Consider the following 23,369-nt stretch of genomic DNA (forward strand, 5'->3'; position numbering starts at 1 on the left):
CTCGGCGTTGTCGGACGGATCGAGTCCGGTTATGCGGCGGCCGGCACTGGCGGCCCGTCCGCGGTGATCACGACCTATGTTCGGAATGCGCGGTAGGCGAACCATCGGCCGATGCAGCTCGGCCGGCGAGTGATGCTTGTCGAGTCCGATGCTCCGGGCCCCCGACAACCGTGCTCGTGCGAAGGCTCGCCTGCTCCGACGCGCCGCAGGACTGCCACGCGGTCAGCGGCGGACGGGCAGGACCAGCTGGGCGCCGGTCAGCGGGTGGTCGAGGACTTCGACGGGGTGTTGGTAGACGCGGGTGAGGAGTTCGGTGGTGAGGACTTTGCGGGGTGGGCCGTCGGCGGCGATGTGGCCGGATTCCAGGACCGCGACGCGGTCGGCGTAGGCGGCGGCGATGCCGAGGTCGTGCAGGACGACGACAACGGCGGCGCCCGCGGCGGCTCGTGCGGTGGCCAGGCGCAGGACCGCTTCTTGGTGGCCGAGGTCGAGCGCGGCGGTGGGTTCGTCCAATAGCAGGGTTGCGGTGTCCTGAGCAAGCACGCGGGCCAGGGCGACGCGGGCGCGTTCACCGCCGGAGAGCGTCGGAAATGGTCGGGCGGCAAGGTGTTCCACGTCAGCGGCGGTCATGGCGGCGGCGATCCGCTCGTCATCGAGGTCGCGCCGCTCGGTCCGCACCCACGGCGCGCGCCCCATAGCGACCACTTCGTGTGCGGTGAACGGGAATCCGACGGTGTGGCTCTGCGGCAATACCGCCCGGCGCCGCGCCATATCCAAATGCGACCAGTGACCCAGCGCCCGCCCATCGAGTTCGATGGTGCCCTCGCTCGGCTCCAACTCACCCCCGAGCGCCGCCAACAGTGTCGACTTGCCCGCCCCGTTCGGCCCCACCAACGCCACGATCTGACCCGCAACAACATCGAAGTCGACAGCTTCGAGGACCCGGCGCGTATGGGCTCGCGAAGCGCCACGCCTGTCGATGCTCACTCCGCGAGCCCGAAGCGTCACCGCGCCCCGCTGCGGCGGCACCGGCAACTCATGTGTCCGCGCGAACACCGAACCCAGTCTCACACCGCTCATATCTGCACTCCACCGGCAGTCTCCGGCATGTACACTCGGCCGCCGCCGGCGATCCCGCGCGCCCGAGCTTCGCTGCTGATGCTGCCTCGCAGCGCCCTCGGGTGGGACATGCTGGTGCGCCCTAGCTGTTGACCCGTCGGCGCGTCCTGCTCGTCGGTTGCCGGCCCGCTAGGTGGCATCGGCGCGCGACGCCACCTGGAATTTGCGTTCGAGCTGCCCGGTAGCCCACTAGCCGTCCAGTCGACGCGGCGGCCCTGGTCGGGTTCCGCCTCGTCGAAGGGGCCGAATCCCTTCTCGGGATCCGCGCCTGTTGTCGATGACCACTGGTGATGGATCCGAGAAAGCAGGCGAACGCTTCGAGGCGAGGCAGCGCGACACCACATCCCGAGCGTGTGCGGATCGGTTACGCCCCAAGCGATTTCGTGACTCATGCCCAACCTCCGGAGCGAGCACGCGTGCGGCGCAGGAGCCAGAAGAAGAAGGGGCCGCCGATGAGGGAGGTGAGCATGCCGAGGGGCAGGTCGGCATTGTGGACCAGTGAGCGGGCGGCCACGTCGGCGGCGAGGAGTACGACCGCGCCGACGATGGCGCTCAACGGGATGAGGATGCGGTGTGCGGGGCCGACCAGCATGCGGACCACATGCGGCACGATCAGTCCGACGAACAGCACGATGCCGGTGAAGGCGACGCCCGCGGTGGCCAGGACGGCGACCACCACGATGACGTTACGGCGCAGGCGCTCCACGTCCACGCCCAGATGCCGCGCGGCGGATTCACCGAGGGCGAGCAGGTCCAGCCGGGGCGCGATGAGCACCGCGGCGAGGATGCCGAGTGCGGCCAGCGGAGCGACGACATGCACCGCATCCCAGGTGGCTCCGTTGAGACTGCCCAGCTGCCAGAACACGATCTGATCGCGGGCGGCGGGGCTCGCGATGAACAGCAGGAACGCGATCAACCCACCGGCGAAGGCATTGATCGCGACACCGGTGAGTACCAGCGTGACCACCTCGGTGCGCCCATTCGAGCGTGACAGCAGATACACCAGCAAGGTGGTCAGCAACCCCGCCGCGAATGCCGCCGCGGCCACCGACCACGCCGCCACGAACGCACCACCAACCACGATCACTGTGCCCGCACCGACCGCCGCTCCCGCCGATACGCCGATAACACCGGGTTCCGCGAGCGGATTCGCGAACACCCCCTGCAGCAATGCACCCGCTGTCGCCAATGCGGCGCCGACCAGGATCGCGAGCACCACGCGGGGAAACCGCACTTCCCACAGCGTCACCTCACCCGCCGGATGCCCGGGCATCGGCCCCCAGTCCAACCCGATCCGATGCAGCACACTGCCCGCGACCTCGGCGGGCGTCGTCGGCACCTGCCCGATCGCCGCGGATGCCAACGCCAACACCACCAGCGCCGCGACCGCCACGGCGAATACGATCGCGGTCCGCGACCACCCCCGCGACTTCGGCGCAATCGGATGCGGGCTGTGCGGCATCGCCGAGTCGGTCGTCGTTGTCCCAGTTGCCCTTTCGTTCACACCCGCACCTGTCCGATCACGGTGCGCGAGCGCACCCGCGACCTCGGCGCAATCCGATGCCGACTGCGCCGCATCGCCGAGTCGGCTGCTCCCGCGGTCATTTCGTGCACGCTCGCAGTCCCTGACGCTCGTCTGCGCTGTTCGCCGAGTGTCCTCGTGGTTCGCACGCTCATCACGGCCGTGCTGCTATGCCCGGCTCCCTGTCCGTGAAGTACTGCCCGCACCTCGCCGGGCTGCCCGACCATGGGCCGCCCGCCGTGATCCGCCAGGCACCGTAACGCGCCGCTCATGCGGGCTCGGTGCCGTACACGGCCGCACTGAGGGCGGCGATCACCCGGCCGGTGTTCGGGCCGAAACTCAACACCACCGAGTCGGCCATATCGACCACGCGCTTGTCGCGCCCGGCGGGTGTCTGCGCGATGCCGGGCACCTTTTCCAGCCCGTCGACGCCGCCGACCGACTTCAGCCCGTCCGACATCACCAGCAGCACGTCCGGTGCGGCCGCGATCATGGCCTCACTGGTTATCGCGACGAACGGTTCGGGCAACCCGGCCTCGGTGCCCGCATCGCGCGCGCCGAGTGCGGCGATGAGAGCGTCGGCGCCGGAGCCGGGTCCGGCGAGCATGGTGATGGCGGTGCTGCGCAGGTAGAGGAAGGCGATGGTGAGGGGTTTGTCCTGCTTGGGTACCGCGGCACTGGCGGCGGCGATTTCGCCACGGGTGCGCTGGGCCAGGGCTTGGCCGCGATCGGGTACGCCGAGCGCCGCGGCGACCGCCTCGATCTGCGGCACCACCCCGTCCATCGTGCGTTGCGGATCGAAATAGACGACCGTCACCCCGGCCGCGCGCAGTTGCTCGCGCACCTGCGGCGCGGCGCTGGTGCTGTCGGTGAGAAAGACCGAAGGACGCAGTGCCAGAACGGATTCCACGTTCAGCGAACCGCTGCCACCGGTCACGATGGGCAAATTCGCGACCGCGGGAAATCCAGCCGCGGTGCTGCGCCCGACCATTTTGGCGCCCATACCCAACGCCCAGACCGTCTGCGCGAGTGTGCCGAAGCGGTCGGCGGCGATGATGCGGCCGGCATCGGTGACCGTGACTTCGGCCCCGTCGAAGGATCGGACGGTCGCGGGCAGCGTAGGCGTGGGCTCGGGCCCGATCGGCACCGGATCGAGGTTCTCCAATTTCGCGGTGACCGGCCCGCGCCCGCCGCTGCCGGTGGCATCGCTGCCGGTTCCGCAGGCCGTACCGACCAGCAGGGTCAATGCCAGCACAGCCAGCAGAGAACGCGCCCCGCCGGATCGGACACGGTCGAGAAACCTCATGCAGGTAAGGCTAGCCTCCCACATCGGATCACCCCGCCGCGCGTGCGCTGACATCGTCGAGCGCGGCCGCGATGGCACGCGGCAGTTCCAATGTCTCGGCGGCCAGCACCCCGGTGAGCTGCCCGATATCGCGCGCGCCGACGATCATGCTCGCGATGCCGGGACGGTCGCGGATCCAGGCGAGGGCCACGGCCAACGGTGAGGTGGCCAGTCCGTCGGCGGCGGTCACCAGCGCCTCGACCACCCGGGTCGCGTGGTCGTCGAGCCGGTGCCGGATCTCGGCGGCGGTCGCCTCGTCCGCACCGCGCGAATCGGCGGGCACCCCGTCGCGGTACTTGCCGGTGAGAATGCCCCCGGCCAGCGGCGCGGTGGCGATCAGCCCCACACCATGATGTCGAGCAGCCGGAATGAAGTCGGTTTCGGTGTCACGGACCAGCAGCGAGTACGGGGTCTGCGCGACGGTGACCGGCGCGACCGCGGCGAGACTGGCGACCTGCCAGGCATTGAACCCCCGCGCACCCGCGTAGCGGACGCGCCCGGAGCGCACCGCGAATTCGAGAGTGGCGGCGACCTCGTCGAGCGGGGTCGCGGGATCCCAGGCGGCGACATGCCAGATATCGAGATAGTCGGTGCCCAGTTCGAGCAGTGTCCGATCGAGCTGGCGCAGCAGCGCGCGACGGGAGGTGTCCACGGCCGGTCGCACCGGCTCCGGCTCGGGCACGGTCGGCCCCGCGGGTGCGGGCATGGTCCGCGGCGCGACACCCGCGCAGCCGCTGAGCACCAGATCGTCGCGGGAGACCAGATCGCCGAGCAGTTCGGCCAGGATCCGTTGTGCCGCACCTCCGGCGTAGGCGGGGGAGGTATCGACCAGTGTGCCGCCGGCCTCGGCGAACGCCACCAACTGCACCGCCGCGTCGTCGGTATCGGTATGCGCCCCCCAGGTGTGGGTGGCAAGTCCTATCCGGGACACCCGTAGGCCGCTGCGGCCGACCGTCCGCTGTTCCATCACCGTGTCCGCGCAATCGTCACGGCGCCAAGCCTAGAGTGTGGATACGCAACTCGACGCCCACCAGCACCGTGGGTCGCACGGTCGAGCCGGGCATGCCGCCGCCATCTCGACACTGTACTGTCGCTGCGTGATTGCGGCGGTGGTCACAGTGATGCGATCGATCGCCGGACCAATTGCCCAGTAGCAACACATATTTCGGGCGGAAGTGGAGGCTGGTTCGTGGTCGGCGAGTCGATGACCTGGGTTCAGGCCTTGGTACTTGGTCTGGTGCAGGGTCTCACGGAGTTTCTGCCGATCTCCTCCTCGGCGCATCTGCGCATCGTGTCGGGGGTGTTCTTCGGCGACGACGCGGGCGCCTCGTTCACCGCGGTCACCCAGTTGGGCACCGAGGCGGCGGTGCTGGTGTTCTTCGCCAAGGACATCTGGCGGATCATCCTCGCGTGGTTCGCCGGGCTGCGCGATCGGCTGACCAAGCGTGGCGAGCCGGAGCTGCCGCTGCACGACCAGCCCACCATGCGCCTTCCGGTCATTACCGCCGATCACAAGCGCGTCCTGGACGAGCAGGCGCAGCGTGAACTCGACTACCGCATCGGCTGGTATGTGATCATCGCGACGATCCCGATCGGGGTGCTCGGATTCCTGTTCAAGGATCTGATCCGCACCGGCGCCCGCAATTTATGGTTGATCTCGTTCATGCTGGTCGCGTTCGCGCTGGTCATCGCCGCCGGTGAGTACTACGGACGCAGGATCCGCCCGATCGAGCAGCTGACCACCCGCGACGGTTTGATCATGGGCTTCGCGCAATGCCTGGCCCTGGTCCCGGGTGTGTCACGTTCCGGTGCGACCGCGACGGCGGGTCTGTTCCTCGGGCTCGAGCGTGAAGCGGCCGTGCGGTTCTCGTTTCTGCTCGCCATTCCCGCGGTGACCGCGTCGGGCCTGTTCAGCCTGCCCGACGCGTTCGAACCGGCGGGTGAGGGCCTCAATGCCAGCGGGCCACAACTGCTGGTCGCGACGATTCTGGCGTTCGTGGTCGGGTATGCCTCGGTGGCGTGGCTGTTGAAGTTCGTCGGCAAACATTCCCTGGACTGGTTCGTCGGCTACCGCATCGTGCTCGGGCTGACGGTCATGGGCCTGCTCGCGAGCGGAGTGGTGTCGGCGACATGATCGTTAGGCTGGTGCCATGACGGTGATCCTGCTGCGGCACGGTGTTTCGACCTCGAATACCGCCCGCACCCTGGCCGGGCGCAGTGCGGGCGTCGATCTGACCGAGTACGGCGAGACCCAGGCCCGCGCCGTCGCCGAACGGCTCGCCGCGCTGCCGATCGAGCACATCGTGCATTCGCCGCTGCTGCGCTGTCAGCGCACGATCGCGCCGCTGGCGGAAAAACTCGGTCTGGAACCGGAATCCGATGATCGCCTGCTCGAGGTCGACTACGGCGACTGGACCGGCAAGGCGATCGCGGATCTGCTGACCGAACCGCTGTGGAAGGTGGTGCAGCGGCACGCCTCCGGCGCGGTCTTCCCCAGCGGCGAAGGTCTGGCGCAGGTACAGGCCCGCGCGGTGGCCGCGGTGCGCGAGCACGATCGACGGTTCGCCGAAAAGGCCGGTCACGATGTGTTGTGGGTGGCGTGCACGCACGGTGACGTGATCAAGTCGGTGCTCGCCGACGCGCTCGGCCTGCACCTCGACGGTTTCCAGCGCATCGTGGTCGAACCCGCCTCGATCAGCATCGTGCGCTACACCCCGACCGCGCCGTATGTGGTTCGGCTCAATGACACGGGAGCGGATCTTTCGGGTTTGGCAAGCAAACCGCAACGGCCCGCCGCCGATTCCGGGACTCCCGCCGACCCCGAAGCCGGTCCGGTTCCCGGTGGCGAGTTCGGTGCTACCCCGAGTGCGGATAATGGGAATGCGGAGCTTCGAGATTCCTTGTAAACGAGTAGGTGGCGTGTTGCGGAGTCCAGCGCCGCGGGTAGTCGATCAGGGTCACGTATCAGGAGGTGCAGATGTCTCGCGCAATCCATGTATTTCGCACCCCCGATCGTTTTGTCGCCGGGACCGTCGGTGAGCCGGGCGATCGCGCGTTCTACCTGCAGGCCGTGCAGGAACCACGGGTGGTCAGCGTGGCGTTGGAGAAGCAGCAGGTGAAGGTGCTCGCCGACCGGATGGGTCTGCTGCTCGACGAGGTCGCGCGCCGCTTCGGTGCCGAGGTGCCGCCGCAGGCCGAGGACATCTCCGACAGCGACCCGCTGGTGACCCCGATCGACGCCGAGTTCCGGGTCGGCACCATGGGCCTGGGCTGGGACGCCGATGCGGGCGCGGTGGTGGTGGAGCTGTTGGCGATCACCGAAACCGAGGTCGACGAGTCGGTGGTGCTCGATGACACCGAGGAGGGCCCGGACGCGGTGCGGGTGTTCCTGACCCCGATCCAGGCGCGGGAGTTCGCGTTGCGTTCCACCCGGGTGATCGCGGCGGGCCGGCCGCCGTGTCCGCTGTGCGGGGAACCGCTTTCCTCGCGCGGGCATATGTGTGTGCGAACCAACGGATACAAGCGCGGGGATATTTTCGGCGCGGCCGAGCTAGAGGAGTAGTCCGTGGCCGAGCCTCGGTGGCACACCGCGGAATTGACGGTGATCGGGCGGGTGACGACCGCGAGCAATGTCACCCTGGTCTGCGATACGGACGGTGTTCGCGTGGTCTACAAGCCGGTGCGCGGGGAGCGGCCGCTCTGGGATTTCCCGGACGGCACCCTGGCCGGGCGTGAGGTGGCCTCGTATCGGGTGTCGGATGCGCTCGGCTGGGGTGTCATTCCGGAGACGATCCTGCGCGATGGCCCCTATGGGCCGGGCATGGTGCAGCGGTGGGTGGAGTCGGTGGACAACCACACCGATCAGGGCAGCCGGCTCGATCTGGTGGATCTGGTGCCGTTGGGTGCGGTGCCCGACGGGTTCTGCGAGGTGCTACGCGCCGAGGATCCGGCGGGTAACGAGGTGTCGCTGATCCATGCCGACGATCCGCGACTGCAGCGGATGGCGGTGCTCGATGTGCTGCTCAACAATGCCGACCGTAAGGGCGGGCATGCGCTGGAAGGTGTCGACGGGCAGGTCTACGGCGTCGATCACGGCATCTGCCTGCACACCGAGCACAAGTTGCGCACTGTGCTGTGGGGCTGGGCGGGTAAACCCATCTGTGACGGGTTGATGGCCGATATCGCCACCTTCGCCGAGGTGCTGCCCGGTTCGGTCGCCGATGATCTCGCACCGCATCTCACCGATGCGGAGATCGAGGCGCTCGCCGACCGTACGCAGGAACTGTTGGACAATCCGGTGATGCCGGTGCCGCGCACGTCGCGGCCGATTCCGTGGCCCGCGTTCTGAGCTGAAGCCGGCACCGCCCGCGATACCGCCGGCGGCAGCCTGCGATGTGCGGGCGATGCCGTATTGCATCGAGTGTCGGGGCGCAGGTGCTGCCTGAGGGGTTACGGTTGCCGCTGTCCGACCTGGCGCGGAGGGCCGAAGATTCGTGCGGCGTTCTGCAGATGCACGACCGCGGCCGGGAGTGGCGCTCAGTTGAGCAGCGGGCGGACTTGGGCACCGACGAAGCGGACGAATTCGATCAGGTTCGGATCGTCATCGGTGGGTTCGAGGACTACGGTGTCGGCGCCTGCGTCGGCGTAGCGGCGGACGGCATCCACGATGGCGTGTGCGTCGCCCGCGACGCCTGCCGCTGCCGGATGCTCACCGGAGTTGCGTTGCTGGGCCGCCGTCAAGCGTGCGGCCGCGTCCGGGCCGGTGGCCGTCAGCAGGTTGACGATCACCCGATGCGGTTCGGTGCGTGCGGCTTTCGCGCGGCCTTCCTCGATGCGCGCACGGGCGGCGCGGACGCCGTCGGGGGTGGTTCGTGCGGTGAGGATGGTGGCGTCGGCGAGTTCGCCGGACAGTCGCAGGGTCTGCGGGCCGGTCGCGGCGGCGGTGATCGGCGGGGGCGTGATCGGCGGCCATTCCAGGGCGACATTGTCGAGGCGCACGTATCGGCCTGCGGCGCTGACCTTTTCACCGTTCAGCAGTCCGCGCAGCGCAACCAGATGTTCGCGTAGCAGCGTCATCGGCGATTCGACCCGCGCGCCGATCTGTCCCATCCAGTCCTGCACACCATGCCCGAAACCCGGAAGCACCCGGCCCGGATGCAGCCGCAACAGCGCCGCCACCTCCATGGCGGTGAGCGCCACATTACGCAGCGGCACCGGCATCACCCCGATCCCGACGCGCACCCGCTCGGTCCGCGCCAACACCGTTGCGGCAGTGGTGATTCCACCGGCCCAGAAACAGTCCTCCCACAACCACAGTTCCTCGAGACCGCTGTCCTCGGCCGCGGCCGCGACCGCGGCCAAATGTTCCGGGGAAACTTGGGGCATCGACACCGCACCGAGAACAGTCACCTGTCCAACCTAGCGCGATCGCCCTCGGCCGCGGCCGAATTCGGACAGCCCGGTGCGCTTGGCAAACTCAGCGACAGTGACCTGCGCCACTCGCGGCAATACGATCCGCCGGACGGCAAACATTGACATTCGACATTTGCGGCATCGCGGCAGGTCAGATCCGGGGTGGTTGCCTTACAACCTACTGCTGGGAGCGGGGCGCGGCGCAATGGCCGCCACCACACCTTTACCCTCGAATCATGCAGTCCTGGTCCGATACCGCCCTACCGACAATTCCCGGAGCAGGGCCACCGTTGCGGTTGTACGACACCGCCGACCGGCAGGTTCGCCCGGTGACCCCGGGCCACACGGCCACCATGTACGTCTGCGGGATCACCCCCTATGACGCCACCCACCTCGGGCATGCCGCCACCTACCTGACGTTCGACCTGGTCAACCGGTTGTGGCGCGACGCGGGCCACGAGGTGCACTACGTGCAGAACGTCACCGACGTCGACGACCCGCTGTTCGAGCGCGCCGCCCGCGACGGTGTGGACTGGCGTGATCTGGGCACCCGCGAGATCAATCTGTTCCGCGAGGACATGTCCGCTCTGCGCATCGTGCCGCCGCGCGACTACATCGGCGCCGTGGAGTCTGTCGACGAGGTCATCGAATTCGTGCAGAAGCTGCTGGCCTCGGGCGCGGCGTACACGGTCGAGGATGCCGAATATCCCGACATCTACTTCCGCGCCGATGCCACCGAGCAGTTCGGCTACGAATCCGGCTACGACCGCGCAACCATGGATCGCCTGTTCGCCGAACGCGGCGGCGATCCCGACCGTCCCGGCAAGCGCGACACCATCGACGCACTGCTGTGGCGCGCCGCGCGTCCCGACGAGCCGTCGTGGCCGGCGCCCTTCGGTGCCGGGCGGCCCGGTTGGCATATCGAGTGTGCGGCTATCGCGCTCAACCGCGTGGGCCCCGAATTCGATATCCAAGGCGGCGGCAGCGACCTGATCTACCCGCACCACGAATACTCCGCCGCACACGCCGAGGCATTGATCGCGGGCCGCCGCTTCGCCCGCCATTACGTGCACGCCGGTCTTATCGGCCTGGACGGCGAGAAGATGTCCAAATCTCGCGGCAATTTGGTGCTGGTCTCGAAACTGCGCGCCGCGGGCGTCGACCCTGCCGCGATCCGCCTCGGCCTGCTCGCCGGTCACTACCGCCAAGACCGCATGTGGACCGACGCTGTCCTCGCCGACGCCACCACCCGCCTGGACCTGTGGCGCCGAGCCGCCGCGCTCGCTTGCGGCCCCGCCGCCGAAGACACCCTCGCTCGCCTGCGCCAACACCTCGCCGACGACCTCGACACCCCGAAAGCCCTTGCCGCCGTGGACAACTGGGCCAACCAGGCCCTGAACTACGGAGGTCAAGACAGCGCGGCCCCAAGCCTGATCACAACCGCCGTGGACGGTCTGCTGGGCGTACAGCTGTAATCCAACCCCGCCCGAACAGAGATCAGCGCATGCGGTGGGCGCGCCGCTGAAGTGCGGTCGCACCCGATCGTGCGGTCTGCGCTCCGCAGCCGTGGATTCGGTAAGTGTCACAGCGGTAACCCGCCCCGCGCGGAGCGGCGTCCACGTCCTGTCCATTGCCGTGGCGGGCCCACTTCGGCATGCCACGGCGGCGGACGGTACCGCGAGATTCGCGCCGCGTCTCGAGATCACGGCTACCGCTGGATGCGAACTGCAGGGGCACCTACCACCGGTCCGCTGCATGCGCTGGGTAGGGCCGTGAGCTCCGCTCCTGGATCTCAGGCCATCGAGGTGGTTATCACCTGCGCCGAAACCGCCGCACTGCCCGTAGCCAGCGGCGCCCGAGCGGATTCGAGCAGCTCACTGATGAGTGGCGCCGCGTGCGGATGTCAGCGGCCGCCGAGAGCAATTCGACGCGCTCCTTCACACGCTTCGGCCTGCGTATCCGCGATCCGGCGTAGGTGGGTGCGAAAGTGCCTGTGCGGTCAGGAATGTCGGCTCGGTGGCGGCTGCCGGACGGTGCTTGGGTTGTTCAGGGAGGTGATCCGTGGTGTTGTACACGGGTGTGCGGCATTCATCCTCGGGGCTTGGTGGGGCGGTGGTCGGCGCTCGATGGTGTGATCGGCGCGGGTGCGGCGTTGGCGGCGGGGCGGTTGCAGGCCTCGGCTGCGCCGGGGGATCCGCGGACGGTGGCGGCACGGGTGCGGTTCTTCGGGGCGGATGTGGTGGATCCAAAAACGGGTGCGGTGCGTGCGGATCGAGTGGTGTTGTCCTGGGTGGGGTGTACGACCTATGCGTTCGCGCTGGCCGGGTCGGTGTTTCTGCTGGATGCGTGGGTGCCGCGGCTGACGAGCACCGGTTATGTGCCCGCGACGGCGCAGGATCTGGCGGATCTGGCGCCGGAGGCGATATTCATCGGGCACGGGCATTTCGATCATGCCGCTGATGCGGGTCGGATTGCCGAGGCGTCGGGGGCCGTCGTGTACGGAACCGCCGAGCACGGCGTGAATATCCGTGCGCAGGTGGCGGATCCGACATTCCCGACGGTCGCGCTCGGGGACGGGGCGTCGCTGCCGGGGGAGCGGCACGAGTTCAAAATGGGACGCGTCGAGGTCACCGCGGTTCGTCACCTGCACTCCGCGCGCACCGCTGCCGAGCGGCCCGGCGGGTCCGCGCCGTTCTTTCCGCTGCCGGAACTGGGTGCTCTGGTGCGGCATCCACCGACCCTGGCAGGTGTCCTGCAGAGTGCGCCGCGCCTAGGCGATCCGGAGGGCGGCACCCTCCTCTACCAATTCCGCGTTCCCGGGTTCGCGCTGGTCTGGCACGATTCCTCGGGTCCGCTCACCGAGAAGGCCCCGCAGGTCTTCGACGTTTTCGCCGACCTTGCACCCACCGACGTCCAGATCGGCGCGGTCCAGGGCTTCAACCAGATCAGCAATGGTCTTCGCGACCCGCGCCGCTACATCGAGGCCATCCGTCCCGCACTGTTCGTCCCCAGCCACCACGACAACTGGCTGCCCGGCTTAACCGCCTCCGCCGCCACCTACGACATCCCACTGCATAGCGAACTGGCCCGCATCCCCACCGACCACCGCCCAGATCTGCGGCCCCTCTACGACCCGGTCGACTACGTCAATCCCCACCGCCTGACCTTCCCGTTGTAACCCCAACTCCCACAGCGTTTTACAGCCACACCCTGTCGGGTATCGCGGTCCCACCGCCTGACCGCCACAGCACAACTCCCAGAGCCTTCCGGCTACCTCGGCCGACACTTGTTCCCGCGTGTACCCCTGACTCCCAACACGCCTCAGGGCTGTTCACTCGATCGGCGCAGCGTCGTGTGCCGAAGCCAACGCCAGCCTTGCACAGCCATCGACCCGCTCGAACGCTGCCAACCCATACGGTCGCCGCGCTCCGATCGAGGCGATGGATCCCACCAGCACGCGATGCATCCAGACCGAAGTGCCGCTCAGGGAACTGATGGGAGGCGGGCGGCCATGGTGGCCAGGTTGTCGGCGAAGGTGAGGACGAATTCGACGCAGAGGTCGATGAGTTCGTCGCGGGTGACCTCGATGCCGCCGTCGAGCCAGGCCAGGATCAGTTCGGCGGCGCCGCCGGTGATCATCAGCGAGACCGCGCGCACCAGGGTGTCGCTGCCCGGTGGTGGCGCGAGGAGGGCGCGTTCCTGATCGGCGACGACGTCGGCGATGGTGCGCATGGCGGCGGCGCGGCGGCGCATCAGGGTTGCGCTGCCGTGGGCTTCGGCGAACGCGACGCGGGCGCGGCGCGGGTCGTCGATGACGGAGGTGACGATGGCGGTTACCGCCGCGCGTGTTTTGGCCGGAATCCCCTCGGGTGCGGCGGCGAGGGCGTCGAGGGAACTGCGGACGGCGGTGTCGATGATCTCGTCGTGCACGGCGGCGGCCAGGGCGTCGAGGTCAGGGAAGCTCTCATAGAAGAAGCGGGGGCCGACCTTGGCCTGTTCGCAGACTCCGCGCACCGTGGTGGTCGCCCACCCCTGGGTGCCGATGATCTCCAGGGCCGCATCCATCAGGCGACGGCGGCGTTCCTCGCGCCGCTGCTCGGCGGAGGTGCCGCGGTAGATCCCGGTCGCTGCCCGTGTCACAGGCTCAGTATGCCGCAGGCAAATCAGGAAACAACCGTTTACGGAAACCATTGATTCCTGTATGGTGTGGATCACATGATTTTCGCAAGGATGCGAGAGGACGACCATGATGTCGACGATGGGCCGACGGGCAAAGTACGCCGCATCCGCGCTGGCCGAGCGTTATCCGTCGCGGACCCGAGCCCTCGCCGAACCACCCGCCGGTAGCGAATTGCGGCCGATACTAGGCGATTACGGCTTACCGGTGATCGGGCACGCCCTCCCAGCCATGACGGACAACCTCGATTTCGCGCGGCGGCGCTTCGAGAAATACGGCCCCGTGCAGTGGTCCGGACTGCTCGGGCGGCAGGTCGTGATGGTGGTGAGCCCGGAGGCGATCGAGGAGGTGCTCGCGGACCGGGACAAGGTGTATTCCGCCAAGGGCGGCTACGACTTCTTCATCGGACCGTTCTTCCGTGGCGGCATCCTGCTGCGTGATTTCGAGGAGCACCGCTACCACCGGCGCATTCTGCAGCAGGCCTTCACTCGGCCGCGACTGGTCGGCTATCTCGACATCACCACACCGGCGATCGCCCGCGGCATGAGTGACTGGTTGCCCGCCGACGACTTTCAGCTTTTCCCCGCGACGAAACATGTGCTGCTGCGCATGGCGTCGGAGGTGTTCATGGGCGCACGCCTCGGTCCCGAGGCGGCGCGGCTCGAGCGTGCGTTCATCGATGCGGTGCGCGGCGGGCAGGCGTTGGTGCGCACCAATCTGCCCGGCGGTGTGTGGGCGAAGGGCTTGCGCGGGCGCAAGATACTCGAGGACTACTGCCGCCGGGAAATGCCCGCCCGACGCGCGGGCACCGGTGACGACCTGTTCAGCGTGCTGTGCCACACCGCCAGCGATGAGGGCCATACCTTCACCGATCAGGACATCGTCGACCATCTGATCTTCGTGCTGATGGCCGCGCACGACACCAGCACCATCGCGCTGGCGATGATGGGCTATCAACTCGGTCTGCACCCGGAATGGCAGGACCGGCTGCGGGCGGAATCGCAAGCGCTGGGCAAGGATTCGCTGGACTACGACGATCTCGACCGGCTGCCCGCCCTGGATCTGGTGTTCAAGGAGATCCTGCGGATGTACTCCCCGGTCGGTCAGCAGATCCGGGAGACGGTGCGCGACACCGCGATTCAAGGCCACTTCCTACCCGCGGGCACCATCGTCGTCATCGGCTCGCATTCGGCGATGCGTATCGACCGCTGGTGGCACGACCCCGATGTCTTCGACCCCGAGCGTTTCACCGCAGAACGCCAAGAGGACAAATCCCACCGCTACGTCTGGGCGCCCTTCGGCGGTGGCGCGCACAAGTGCATCGGCCTGTACTTCGGCGGTATGACCGTCAAGGCGATCATGCATCGCATGCTGTTGCACTACCAGTGGTCGGTACCGGCCGGATATGCGCCGCCGATGGGCTGGGCGACCGGCCCCATCCCGCTCGACGGCCTACCGATCCGGCTGCAAGCCGCACGCGTCGAAACCCGGCGTCCCGCATGAGAATCACCGCCGACCGGACCCGCTGCCAAGGCCACGCCATGTGCGAAGCCTTACTCCCGCACATCTTCGAAGTCGACAACTCCGGCAAAGTCCGCATTCTCACCGACCCCATCCCCACCCCCGACCATCCCGACGCCCAACTCGCCATAGACACCTGCCCCGTCGAAGCCCTCCGCGCCGAGGCATGAGAATGTGCTGGCGGCGGGGCGCTCTCGACGTTTGCCACCACCGTCACTGGATGATCGCTGGTCCAGGCGCTGGGTCAGACCTCGGAGGGGATTTGGCCGGCTGGTTCGTGGGTGGTGGCGGATAGGGGTTGGGGCGTAGAGGGTTTCGATTTCGGTGGCGTATTCGGTCGCGATGGGCTTGCGGCGCAGTTTCATGGTGAGGGTGATTTCGTCGCCGGGCTCCCAGAAGGTGGGCAGGATGGTGAAGCGTTTGATCTGTTCCACGCGGGACAGTTTCGCGTTGCCGGCGGCGATGCCCTGGGCGATTTCGGCGATGACGCCCGGGTCGGCGGCCAAGGCGGGGGCGGAGGCGTCGGGCAGCCCGTGCTGGGTCGCATAGGGTGTCGCGGATTCGGCGTCGAGCACGATCAGGGCGGTGTTGTAGGGGCGGGCGTCGCCGATGGTGACGATCGAGCCGACCAGCGGGGTGGCGGCCTTGATGGTGTTCTCGATATTGGCCGGGGACATATTCTTTCCGGCCGCGTTGATGATGAGTTCCTTTTTGCGGTCGACCACGCGTAGGTAGCCGTCGGCGTCGCGGGTGAGGATATCGCCGGTGTGCAGCCAGCCATCGGCGTCGATCGCATCGGCGGTCTTGCCCGGTTCCTTGCGGTAGCGCTTCATGACGAGCGGTCCGCGGACCAGGAATTCGCCGTCGTCGGCGATTTTGGCCTCCGAACCGGGCAGCATGCGACCGACGGTGCCCAGACGCGCCTCGGCGGGTGGGCTGGCGCTGGCCACACAGGTCAGTTCGGACATCCCCCAGATCTCGGAGATGGGCACACCGAGACCGCAGAAGAACCCGAGGGTCTCCGGTGGGATCGGCGCGGCACCCGACATCGCCCACTTCACCTGGTCCAGACCGAGTTGGGCGCGCAACTTCGACAGCACCGACTCGTCGGCCTCGGCCCATTCGGCGGCCAGCTCCGCATCGACGGTTGCGCCCTCGAGTAGCACTGCGGCCTTGCGTGCGGCCACAGCGAGCGCCCATTGCAGTGTGGCCCTCGTGGTTTCGTCGGGCTCGTTGGCGATCGAGAACTCGACCGCGGCCTTGAACTTCTCCCACACTCGTGGCACCGCACCCCAAATCGTCGGGCGCGCATCCAATAGCGCCGCGGGCAGCTGGTTGCGGTCCGGCACGACGGTGATCTGAGTGCCGTAGTACTCCTGCAGGTACAGCGCGGTGAACCGGTCGGCCATATGCGCGGTCGGCAGGTAGGAGGTCTGCCGGTCGCCGAATTCCACGGGGAGTACGGCATTGAAGGCGTGCGCCTCGGCGGTCAGATTGGCATGGGTGATCTCGACGCCCTTCGGATTTCCGGTGGTACCGGAGGTATAGACCAGGGTCGCGATATCATCGGGCCGCACCGAACGCCATGTCGCCTCGAAGTCGAAATCGTTGCGGCACTTGGCCTTCAGCTCCGCGAGACTGATCGTTCCCGCGTGCTCGGCATCCATGCACACGATGGTCTCGATCTGCGCTCCGCAGGTGCGGACCCGCTCGACGTACTGTTCCTCGCAGATCACCACCCGATTGCCCGCATTGCCGAACACATAGTTCAGCTGCTCGGGTGCGAGGGTGTTGTATACCGAGAACGAGGTCGCGCCGGTGTGCTGTGCGCCCACCTCGATCGGATAGAACTCGACCCGATTGGCCATCATCAGCGCGACCGTATCCCCGCGCCCGATCCCGAGCGCATGCAATCCCGCCGCGAAGTTTTGCGTCGCACCCGAGCCACCGGGTTGGGGCGATCACCCATCCGGAAGCCGACGGATGAACGTGCCCGGTGCGCTTCGGGTTTCGAGTTGTGCGAGTTTCCGGGGGCGCCACGATGCCGAGTCGAGGGCAGGTCGCGACTCTCGCTCTCCGGTTCTGCAGTCGGTCGCGGGTCCACATGCTCGGTATGCGCCGTCGCGGATGGTTCCGGCGCGGTGCGGGCCGAGGATGGCCCGCGAGACCGACCGGGATCAGCCGGCGCCCTTGACGAATCCCGGGTGCCGGCACGGTATCCGGGTGGTCAGGCGCCACAGGGAGGTCACTTCTGCGGCTCGGGCCGCGTGGAACGGGTCGGTGATGTCGCGGGGTCGGAAGTGGTGCCGCCTGGTGTCGATCCGCTCGATGACCCGCAGGCCCGCCGAGTCGATGGCGACGAGGAGTTCGGTGCGGGTGCGCAGGCCGAGGCGTTCGGCCAGATCGGATAGGACCAGCCAGCCCTCGCCGCCGGGTTCGAGGTGAGCGGGGAGTTCGGTCAGGAAGGCGCGCAGCATGGCGCTGTCGGGGTCGTAGACGCCTTGTTCGACGCTGGAGGTCGGCCGGACCGGCAGCCACGGCGGGTTGCAGACGATCAGATGTGCGCTGCCGTCGGGGTACAGGCCTGGGCCCTGGACTTCGATGCGGTTCGCGAGCCCGAGGCGGTCGACATTGTCGCGGGCGCAGTCGAGTGCGCGCGGATTGCTATCGGTGGCGACGATGTGGTCGACGCCGCGGCGGGCCAGTACCGCCGCAAGTACGCCGGTTCCGGTTCCGAGGTCGAATGCGGTGTGGTGCTGAGCCGGCAGCGGTGCCGCGGCGACCAGATCGACGTATTCGCCGCGCACGGGGGAGAACACTCCGTAGTGCGGGTGGATCCGCGTGCCGAGAGCCGGTACCGGGACACCGTTTTCACGCCACTCGTGCGCCCCGATCGCGCCGAGCAGTTCGGTCAACGCGATCACCATCGGCTCATGCGCAGACCCATATACCTCGGTGCACGCCTGCCGAACATCGGGCGCGCGGCGCAATGCCAGGGAATGGTCCGGCTCCAATTGCACGATCAGCCTGCCCAACACCCGCGCCCGCTGCCCACGAGCCCGCCGATAGATGTGAAAGGATTCGGCCGGTCCCTTGCCCACCGGTACGGGTTTGCGATCGATGCGGCGGCTCAGCGCCCGCAGCAGCTGACGGGCGTTGTGAAAATCGCCGCGCCACAGCAGCGCCGTCCCCTGGCAGGCCAGGCGGTAGGCGGTATCGGCACGTATACGGTCATCGACGACGGTGACCTGCGCGGGCGCCGCAGCCGCGCTTTCGGAATGCCACTGTGCGCTGTGGTCGGTATCGGCTTCGGTCCAATGAATGGTCGACATGGGGTGCTCCTCGTGATCGGACGTGCGTTGGCACGGAGAACACTTCGACGAGGAGCGAGAGAACGGCCTGAGTCAGCCGGGGCTGTTGAGGACGGACTAGCGGTTCCGCGTCGAAGCGCGAACACCGAAGTCGCCGAGGACCATACCGAGCGTCATGAGTAGCCCTTTCCCTGAGTCGACACCACGAGACTCGCACACGAGCCACTGCCACCACGCACCGGGTCCACACAAGGGCCCATCACGAGGTCCACAATCCGATCGGGATCGGTGGCGCGTGTTCGCAGCCGGTCGAGGCCGCTGTCGCTTCGGCACCGCACCTGTACCGAATCGCCTTCCACCGCAAAGCTTCCCATTACGTCGTCCGCCTTCGGCTCCAGTCCCTCCCGCCCGGCGCAGGACCTGGCGGCGGCGCACGTCCGAGGACATCTGCGTTCGCCGCCCGCAATGGCTGGCCTGCGGACGAAATCCTCGACAGCTGAATCGATTTCGCTGAAAACCGCCACGGCGACCGGAGCCGGATCTGCTCCCGAGTGCGGGGAACGTCAGGCCGACGCGGTCAGGCGACGCCCATCCACTTGTCGATCCGATCGATCGCCCCGGGCGTGAACGCGCAGGTGACGTGGTCGCATGGCAGTAGCGTCAGTGACACGTCCACGCCGGCGCTTTTCCACTGTTGCTGGAGTGCTTGCGCGCCGGCGACGGGAATCCATTCGTCGAACAGGCCGTGCCACAGGTAGATCGGCATCGTCGGAGTCAGGCCACCGGCCTTGGTTTCGCGGTAGATCCGCTGGACGACTTCGGTCGGGTATGGGTCGACCTTGGTCAGCGTGCGCAGCGCCACCGGTGCGGCGCCGAGCAGGGCGGCATTGGAGCAGAGGTTCTTGTTCTCCTGCGCGGTCCGCACCCCCAGGTCGTTGAGCAGGTCGAAAGCCTCGGGCGTGGCTCGGGCGACGCCGAGCGCCGCCATCAGATACAGCGCTGCGGCGGGCGGTTTCCCGTCCATCGTTTTGCGCAGCAGGCTCAGGTTTGCGGGTGTGCCACCGGCGGCGGCACCGAGGATCCGCAGTTCGGGGGCATAGGTGGGCTGCAGCTGCGCGGCCCATACGGTGGCGATCGCGCCACCGCTGTAGCCGATCATCGTGGTAGGGCTGCCCGCGAGTCCGGCTGCCGGAAGCTGTAGTGCGGCACGGATTCCGTCGAGCACTTCGCGCGCCTGGGTGGGCCCGTGCGCGTAGGCCATCTTGGGGCCTTGGTAGTCGGTCATCACGACCGCGTAACCGTGTCCGAGCAGTTGGCGGGTGATGTCGGGCGCCTCGATGGAGACCGAGTGGGTCAGTTGGTAGGACGGGTTGCACTGGAGCCCGATGCTGTCGATGGCGTAGTCATTGCTGACGACGCGCCCGTTCCATGTCTTGGGTTTCATGATCGTGGTGAGCGCGGCGATCGAAGTGCCGTCGGCGGCAGTGGATTTGAACCACACCTGCCAGGCGGCGAAGTCGTTGGTGGCGGCCAGTGGCGGCAGAATCTGCACCGACCGCGACGACAGGATCGCGCCGTTGGACAGCCCGTCGGTATTGAAATGCTGATCGAGGTAGGCGTCGCCGGTCGGGTCGGGATCGTATTTCGCGTAGTCACCGCTGTCGGCCGCGACCAGGGGCGAGGCCGCGAATATGGTGAGTGCCAGGGTGGTCGCGACGGAGAGGGCGCGCCACGGCAGCCGAAACATGAACAGGTCGCCTTTCGCTCGAACAACGCGTTGACCGGGGACACCGCGTCGGCAGAGGTTAAACCAACCGAGGCCGCGATACCGCGCATTTCACGATCAACTCCGAAATTCGTGTTGCGCGATAGCGGCTCGCCACGCAATAGCTGTACACGTCTGGGACAGTCGCCTACATTGCTGACATGGACACCATCGAGCTCGACGCACCGGACGGCGCTCTCGAAGCGATCCTGGCCCGCCCGACCGGGGATGGTCCGTGGCCCGGTGTCGTGGTGCTGCACGACGGTGTCGGTTTCGGCCCGGATATCCGTAGCAATGTCGAAATGCTCGCCGACTACGGCTATCTCGCGATCGCCCCGAACCTGTTCGCCAATGGCCGGGTGCGCTGCATCCGCGCGGTGATGCGGTCGCTGATCTTCACCGGTGCCAGCCCCGCGGTCCGGGAGATACTCGCCGCTCGCGACCGCTTGGTCGCCGATTCCGCCTGCACCGGCAAGACCGCGGTCATCGGCTTCTGCATGGGCGGTGGTTTCGCATTGCTCACCGCGCCAATGGGTTTCGATGCGGCCGCACCGTTCTATCCGGGCCTCTACGGCGACTACCGCACCCAACTCGAGGGCGCGTGCCCGGTGGTGGCCAGCTATGCCCAGCTCGATCCCTCACTGCTGGGCGCGGGCCGCAAACTCGATCGTGTGCTGACCGATCTGGGTGTCGAGCACGACATCAAGACCTACCCGGGCACCATGCACGGCTTCGCCAACGTCTTCGGCATCGACCCGGTTCTGCGGGTCGCCGGTCTGGGCTACGACGCCGAGGCCACCCGCGATGCCTGGCATCGCATCTTCGCGTTCTTCGACAAGCACCTGACCGATGCACCGGATGCGCCTGCGGCCGACGAATCCGAGTAGCGCGGGCTCGCGGCATGCCGCAACCCGAGGGTCCGACCACGGCTCCCGCTCGTCCGCATCCCCGCCACCCTCGATGACTTGCGGCGAAAACCTCACTCTCCGCGCCACCGCGGCGCACGCTTCTCGGCGAACGCGCGCGGCCCTTCCAGCGCGTCTTTGCTGGCGAAGATCGGTCCCGCCTCCCGGAAACTCATCTCCCACATCGGCGCATCCCAATCGGAGCCGAATTCGTTGCCGCGATGCATGATTCGCTTGGACGCGCGCACCGACAGCGGTGCGTTGGCGGCGATCTTCTCGGCGATCGCTATTGCGGTGGGCAGCACCTGATCGGCCGGGACTACCCGGTTGACCAACCCCCAGTGCGCGGCGGCCGCGGCATCGATGGGCGCTCCGGTGAGCACCATCTCGTGAGCGATCTTGGTGGGATCTGGCGCGGCAGCCGCAGCACACCACCGGCGGCGGCGAACAACCCGCGGGTGACCTCGGGCAGTCCGAGTTCGGCATCGGCGCTCATCACCGCGAGATCACACGCCAATACGATTTCGGTGCCACCGCCGAGGGCGAATCCGTTGACCGCGGCGACGAGCGGTTTGTCGATGAAATGCTGGACCAGCCCGGCGAATCCGTACTCCGGATGGCCCGGGTCGTGAATCCCGTTGCCGCGAGCCAGTTCCTTGAGGTCCGCCCCTGCGCAGAACGCGCGACCGGCCCCGGTGATCACCCCGGCCCGCAGGTCCCGATCGGCCGCGACCTCCTCGAGTGCCGCACCGACGGCGATCGAGAGCGCGGAGTTCACCGCGTTCATCGCCTCGGGCCGATTCAGCGTGATGATCGCGATATGGCCCTGGCGTTGCAGGATGGCGGCCTCGGTCATGTCGGGCTCCTCAGTTGATGTGTGCCGAACCTACCGTTTACGAGCTGGATTCGGTCAGCTTGGCGACGACCGGGCCGAACATCGTGTTCTTGATCGCGCCCAGCGTCGCGGGATCCTTGCTGCCGAGCGGGGCGAGCATCGCGATGGCGGCGGTGGCGACCGCGGCTTCGCCCGCGGTGGCGTCGACGATATCCAGTGCCGCGGCGTCTATTCCGCCGAAGCGGCGACCGGTCGTCATCGAGGCCACCGCGGCCTTGGGGGCCAGCTTGGACTGGATCAGCGCGGCCATGCCCGGGGTGAACGGAATGCGGATATCGACCTCGGGCAAACAGAAGAAGCCGCGGTCGGCGCGCATCACCCGGTAGTCGTGGGCGAGGGCGAGCATGGCGCCGGCGCCGAAGGCGTGCCCGGGCAGTGCGGCAGCGGTGGGTATGGGCAGGGTGAGCACGCGGGCGAACAAGGCCTGCACCCGGCCGATGTACCACTGGGTGCGGTCACCATTGGCGACCAGCCAGTCCAGGTCGAGGCCGTTGGAGTAGAACTTGCCGCTCGCGGTGGTCACCAGACCGTGAGCCTCCTCGGCGAGTGCGGTGTCGAGGTGGGCGTTGACCGCGTCGAGAAAGTCCGGGGTGAAACGATTTTCGTCATCGCCGAGGTCGAGGACGGCGATCTTTTCGTGGTAGCTCAGTGTGCTCATGTTGTTCCTTACTTCGGGTGTTATTCGGGTGGGCCGACCGCGAGCACCGCGCGCACGGCAGCGCGAAGGTGTTCGCGGGCAATGGGTTTGGCGATCCGGTCGCGGCGCAGCAGGATGCCGGTCGGCAAATCGACGACGCAGGTGGTGATCACATCGACCGCGGCGCCGTCACCGCGGCCCCACAGGGCACGTGAGAGCCGGATGAGCAGTCGCACCAGCGCGTCATCGGTTCCGGCGAGTTCGGCGAGGACCTGTTCGGGCAGTTCGTCGCCGAGCAGTTCGTCGCGTGAGACGGTCAGTAGCAGTTTCGAGGAGTCCGGGTATCGCCGCGCGAACTCCACCGGCGTCTCGGCGGCGGCCAAAACCGCCTCGAGCGCGCCTGAGGTGTCGTCGTTCGCGGACAGATGCACCTCGACCGACTCGGTCTGCATCCGCAGAAACCGCCCCGCCGCCCGTAACCAGCTGCGCCCGAGCAGTTCCGCGCGCGAGCCGAAGGTGTGATAGATCGCGCCGTTGGACACGCCGGTGGCCGCCGCGACGGCCCGGATGGTGACCGCAGCCGGACCCGAGCGCACCGCCAGCGACTCCGCGGCATCGAGCACGGTGTCAGGGTCGTGGGTCCGTGGGCGGGGCATGCCATGACTATAACAGAGCAATTGCTCTGTTATTAATCGGCAGCTCCCCGGCAAACCCTCTTCCGCTATGCCACTGCATGTTTCACCCGGTCACGGGTACTTTC

Annotated in this window: 19 protein-coding genes and 2 pseudogenes; 9 read left to right on the top strand and 12 right to left on the bottom strand. The window is 67.7% G+C overall.

The window, feature by feature from the left end:
- Positions 1-222: 222 nt before the first annotated feature.
- The 4 genes from ACQPYR_RS23195 to ACQPYR_RS23210 all read right to left on the bottom strand — a co-directional run bounded on the left by ACQPYR_RS23195 (position 223) and on the right by ACQPYR_RS23210 (position 4,953).
- Entirely contained in the window at positions 223-1,080 is an 858-nt protein-coding gene (locus tag ACQPYR_RS23195; protein ID WP_433621057.1) for a heme ABC transporter ATP-binding protein, read from the bottom strand.
- Positions 1,081-1,507: 427 nt separating this feature from the next.
- Positions 1,508-2,581 (bottom strand): FecCD family ABC transporter permease, encoded by a 1,074-nt coding sequence (locus tag ACQPYR_RS23200; protein WP_433635218.1) that lies wholly within the window; start codon positions 2,579-2,581, stop codon positions 1,508-1,510.
- Between the two features lie 328 nt (positions 2,582-2,909).
- Positions 2,910-3,947 carry a heme/hemin ABC transporter substrate-binding protein gene (locus ACQPYR_RS23205; protein WP_433621058.1) on the bottom strand — a complete coding sequence of 346 codons (1,038 nt, stop codon included), beginning with the start codon at positions 3,945-3,947 and terminating at the stop codon, positions 2,910-2,912.
- 28 nt (positions 3,948-3,975) lie between these two features.
- The gene (locus ACQPYR_RS23210) at positions 3,976-4,953 is read right to left on the bottom strand and encodes an aldo/keto reductase (RefSeq protein WP_433621060.1); all 978 of its coding nucleotides are present in this window, start codon (positions 4,951-4,953) and stop codon (positions 3,976-3,978) included.
- 237 nt (positions 4,954-5,190) lie between these two features.
- Between ACQPYR_RS23210 and ACQPYR_RS23215 the strand changes: the two genes are divergently transcribed.
- From ACQPYR_RS23215 to ACQPYR_RS23230, 4 genes are all read left to right on the top strand, one after another.
- Positions 5,191-6,120, top strand: a complete 930-nt coding sequence (locus tag ACQPYR_RS23215; RefSeq protein ID WP_433621061.1) for an undecaprenyl-diphosphate phosphatase — start codon at positions 5,191-5,193, stop codon at positions 6,118-6,120.
- A 16-nt stretch (positions 6,121-6,136) separates the two neighbouring features.
- On the top strand, positions 6,137-6,892 hold the full coding sequence (locus ACQPYR_RS23220) for a histidine phosphatase family protein (RefSeq protein ID WP_433621062.1): 756 nt from the start codon (positions 6,137-6,139) through the stop codon (positions 6,890-6,892).
- Positions 6,893-6,963: 71 nt separating this feature from the next.
- A complete protein-coding gene (locus ACQPYR_RS23225; RefSeq protein ID WP_327098856.1) occupies positions 6,964-7,548 on the top strand; it encodes a DUF3090 domain-containing protein in 585 nt (194 codons plus the stop codon).
- A 3-nt stretch (positions 7,549-7,551) separates the two neighbouring features.
- Positions 7,552-8,334, top strand: coding sequence for an SCO1664 family protein (locus tag ACQPYR_RS23230; protein ID WP_433621063.1), 783 nt, complete (start codon positions 7,552-7,554; stop codon positions 8,332-8,334).
- 188 nt (positions 8,335-8,522) lie between these two features.
- Here the strand turns inward: ACQPYR_RS23230 and ACQPYR_RS23235 are convergent, their stop codons facing one another.
- Positions 8,523-9,395 carry an LLM class flavin-dependent oxidoreductase gene (locus ACQPYR_RS23235; protein WP_433621064.1) on the bottom strand — a complete coding sequence of 291 codons (873 nt, stop codon included), beginning with the start codon at positions 9,393-9,395 and terminating at the stop codon, positions 8,523-8,525.
- 239 nt (positions 9,396-9,634) lie between these two features.
- Here ACQPYR_RS23235 and mshC point away from each other — a divergent pair, with 239 nt between their 5' ends.
- Both mshC and ACQPYR_RS23245 read left to right on the top strand, forming a co-directional pair.
- Positions 9,635-10,873, top strand: coding sequence for a cysteine--1-D-myo-inosityl 2-amino-2-deoxy-alpha-D-glucopyranoside ligase (gene mshC, locus ACQPYR_RS23240; RefSeq protein WP_433621065.1), 1,239 nt, complete (start codon positions 9,635-9,637; stop codon positions 10,871-10,873).
- Positions 10,874-11,502: 629 nt separating this feature from the next.
- The gene (locus tag ACQPYR_RS23245; RefSeq protein WP_433635219.1) at positions 11,503-12,576 is read left to right on the top strand and encodes an MBL fold metallo-hydrolase; all 1,074 of its coding nucleotides are present in this window, start codon (positions 11,503-11,505) and stop codon (positions 12,574-12,576) included.
- A 305-nt stretch (positions 12,577-12,881) separates the two neighbouring features.
- Here the strand turns inward: ACQPYR_RS23245 and ACQPYR_RS23250 are convergent, their stop codons facing one another.
- Entirely contained in the window at positions 12,882-13,538 is a 657-nt protein-coding gene (locus ACQPYR_RS23250; RefSeq protein WP_433621066.1) for a TetR/AcrR family transcriptional regulator, read from the bottom strand.
- Between the two features lie 118 nt (positions 13,539-13,656).
- Here ACQPYR_RS23250 and ACQPYR_RS23255 point away from each other — a divergent pair, with 118 nt between their 5' ends.
- Both ACQPYR_RS23255 and ACQPYR_RS23260 read left to right on the top strand, forming a co-directional pair.
- Entirely contained in the window at positions 13,657-15,078 is a 1,422-nt protein-coding gene (locus tag ACQPYR_RS23255; protein WP_433621067.1) for a cytochrome P450, read from the top strand.
- Positions 15,079-15,116: 38 nt separating this feature from the next.
- The gene (locus ACQPYR_RS23260; RefSeq protein WP_433635220.1) at positions 15,117-15,266 is read left to right on the top strand and encodes a ferredoxin; all 150 of its coding nucleotides are present in this window, start codon (positions 15,117-15,119) and stop codon (positions 15,264-15,266) included.
- A gap of 99 nt (positions 15,267-15,365) precedes the next feature.
- On the opposite strand, the pseudogene fadD11 reads toward ACQPYR_RS23260, so the two are convergent.
- The 3 genes and pseudogenes from fadD11 to ACQPYR_RS23275 form a co-directional block, all read right to left on the bottom strand.
- Positions 15,366-17,018 (bottom strand): annotated as a pseudogene (gene fadD11, locus ACQPYR_RS23265) (fatty acid--CoA ligase FadD11); the annotation flags it as partial.
- 255 nt (positions 17,019-17,273) lie between these two features.
- Positions 17,274-18,428 carry a methyltransferase gene (locus ACQPYR_RS23270; protein WP_433621068.1) on the bottom strand — a complete coding sequence of 385 codons (1,155 nt, stop codon included), beginning with the start codon at positions 18,426-18,428 and terminating at the stop codon, positions 17,274-17,276.
- Positions 18,429-18,984: 556 nt separating this feature from the next.
- Positions 18,985-20,154: a lipase family protein gene (locus ACQPYR_RS23275; protein ID WP_433621069.1), complete on the bottom strand. Its 1,170-nt coding sequence runs from the start codon at positions 20,152-20,154 to the stop codon at positions 18,985-18,987.
- A gap of 179 nt (positions 20,155-20,333) precedes the next feature.
- Here ACQPYR_RS23275 and ACQPYR_RS23280 point away from each other — a divergent pair, with 179 nt between their 5' ends.
- Entirely contained in the window at positions 20,334-21,059 is a 726-nt protein-coding gene (locus ACQPYR_RS23280) for a dienelactone hydrolase family protein (RefSeq protein ID WP_433621070.1), read from the top strand.
- Positions 21,060-21,151: 92 nt separating this feature from the next.
- On the opposite strand, the pseudogene ACQPYR_RS23285 reads toward ACQPYR_RS23280, so the two are convergent.
- From ACQPYR_RS23285 to ACQPYR_RS23295, 3 genes and pseudogenes are all read right to left on the bottom strand, one after another.
- A pseudogene (locus tag ACQPYR_RS23285) lies at positions 21,152-21,933 on the bottom strand (crotonase/enoyl-CoA hydratase family protein).
- 37 nt (positions 21,934-21,970) lie between these two features.
- On the bottom strand, positions 21,971-22,630 hold the full coding sequence (locus tag ACQPYR_RS23290; RefSeq protein WP_433621071.1) for an enoyl-CoA hydratase-related protein: 660 nt from the start codon (positions 22,628-22,630) through the stop codon (positions 21,971-21,973).
- A gap of 20 nt (positions 22,631-22,650) precedes the next feature.
- Positions 22,651-23,265, bottom strand: coding sequence for a helix-turn-helix domain-containing protein (locus ACQPYR_RS23295; RefSeq protein ID WP_433621072.1), 615 nt, complete (start codon positions 23,263-23,265; stop codon positions 22,651-22,653).
- Between the last annotated feature and the right edge of the window lie 104 nt (positions 23,266-23,369).

This window comes from Nocardia sp. CA-120079 (genome assembly GCF_050955745.1).
Classification (GTDB): Bacteria; Actinomycetota; Actinomycetes; order Mycobacteriales; family Mycobacteriaceae; genus Nocardia.

Excerpts from the sequence above, each read along its gene's own strand:
- ACQPYR_RS23290 (WP_433621071.1), bottom strand. The coding sequence starts at position 22,630 with ATGAGCACACTGAGCTACCACGAAAAGATCGCCGTCCTCGACCTCGGC.
- ACQPYR_RS23195 (WP_433621057.1), bottom strand. The coding sequence starts at position 1,080 with ATGAGCGGTGTGAGACTGGGTTCGGTGTTCGCGCGGACACATGAGTTG.
- ACQPYR_RS23220 (WP_433621062.1), top strand. The coding sequence starts at position 6,137 with ATGACGGTGATCCTGCTGCGGCACGGTGTTTCGACCTCGAATACCGCC.
- ACQPYR_RS23205 (WP_433621058.1), bottom strand. The coding sequence starts at position 3,947 with ATGAGGTTTCTCGACCGTGTCCGATCCGGCGGGGCGCGTTCTCTGCTG.
- ACQPYR_RS23280 (WP_433621070.1), top strand. The coding sequence starts at position 20,334 with ATGGACACCATCGAGCTCGACGCACCGGACGGCGCTCTCGAAGCGATC.
- ACQPYR_RS23225 (WP_327098856.1), top strand. The coding sequence starts at position 6,964 with ATGTCTCGCGCAATCCATGTATTTCGCACCCCCGATCGTTTTGTCGCC.
- ACQPYR_RS23270 (WP_433621068.1), bottom strand. The coding sequence starts at position 18,428 with ATGTCGACCATTCATTGGACCGAAGCCGATACCGACCACAGCGCACAG.
- ACQPYR_RS23260 (WP_433635220.1), top strand. The coding sequence starts at position 15,117 with ATGTGCGAAGCCTTACTCCCGCACATCTTCGAAGTCGACAACTCCGGC.
- ACQPYR_RS23295 (WP_433621072.1), bottom strand. The coding sequence starts at position 23,265 with ATGCCCCGCCCACGGACCCACGACCCTGACACCGTGCTCGATGCCGCG.
- ACQPYR_RS23210 (WP_433621060.1), bottom strand. The coding sequence starts at position 4,953 with ATGGAACAGCGGACGGTCGGCCGCAGCGGCCTACGGGTGTCCCGGATA.
- ACQPYR_RS23275 (WP_433621069.1), bottom strand. The coding sequence starts at position 20,154 with ATGTTTCGGCTGCCGTGGCGCGCCCTCTCCGTCGCGACCACCCTGGCA.
- ACQPYR_RS23215 (WP_433621061.1), top strand. The coding sequence starts at position 5,191 with ATGACCTGGGTTCAGGCCTTGGTACTTGGTCTGGTGCAGGGTCTCACG.
- mshC (WP_433621065.1), top strand. The coding sequence starts at position 9,635 with ATGCAGTCCTGGTCCGATACCGCCCTACCGACAATTCCCGGAGCAGGG.
- ACQPYR_RS23255 (WP_433621067.1), top strand. The coding sequence starts at position 13,657 with ATGGGCCGACGGGCAAAGTACGCCGCATCCGCGCTGGCCGAGCGTTAT.
- ACQPYR_RS23200 (WP_433635218.1), bottom strand. The coding sequence starts at position 2,581 with ATGCCGCACAGCCCGCATCCGATTGCGCCGAAGTCGCGGGGGTGGTCG.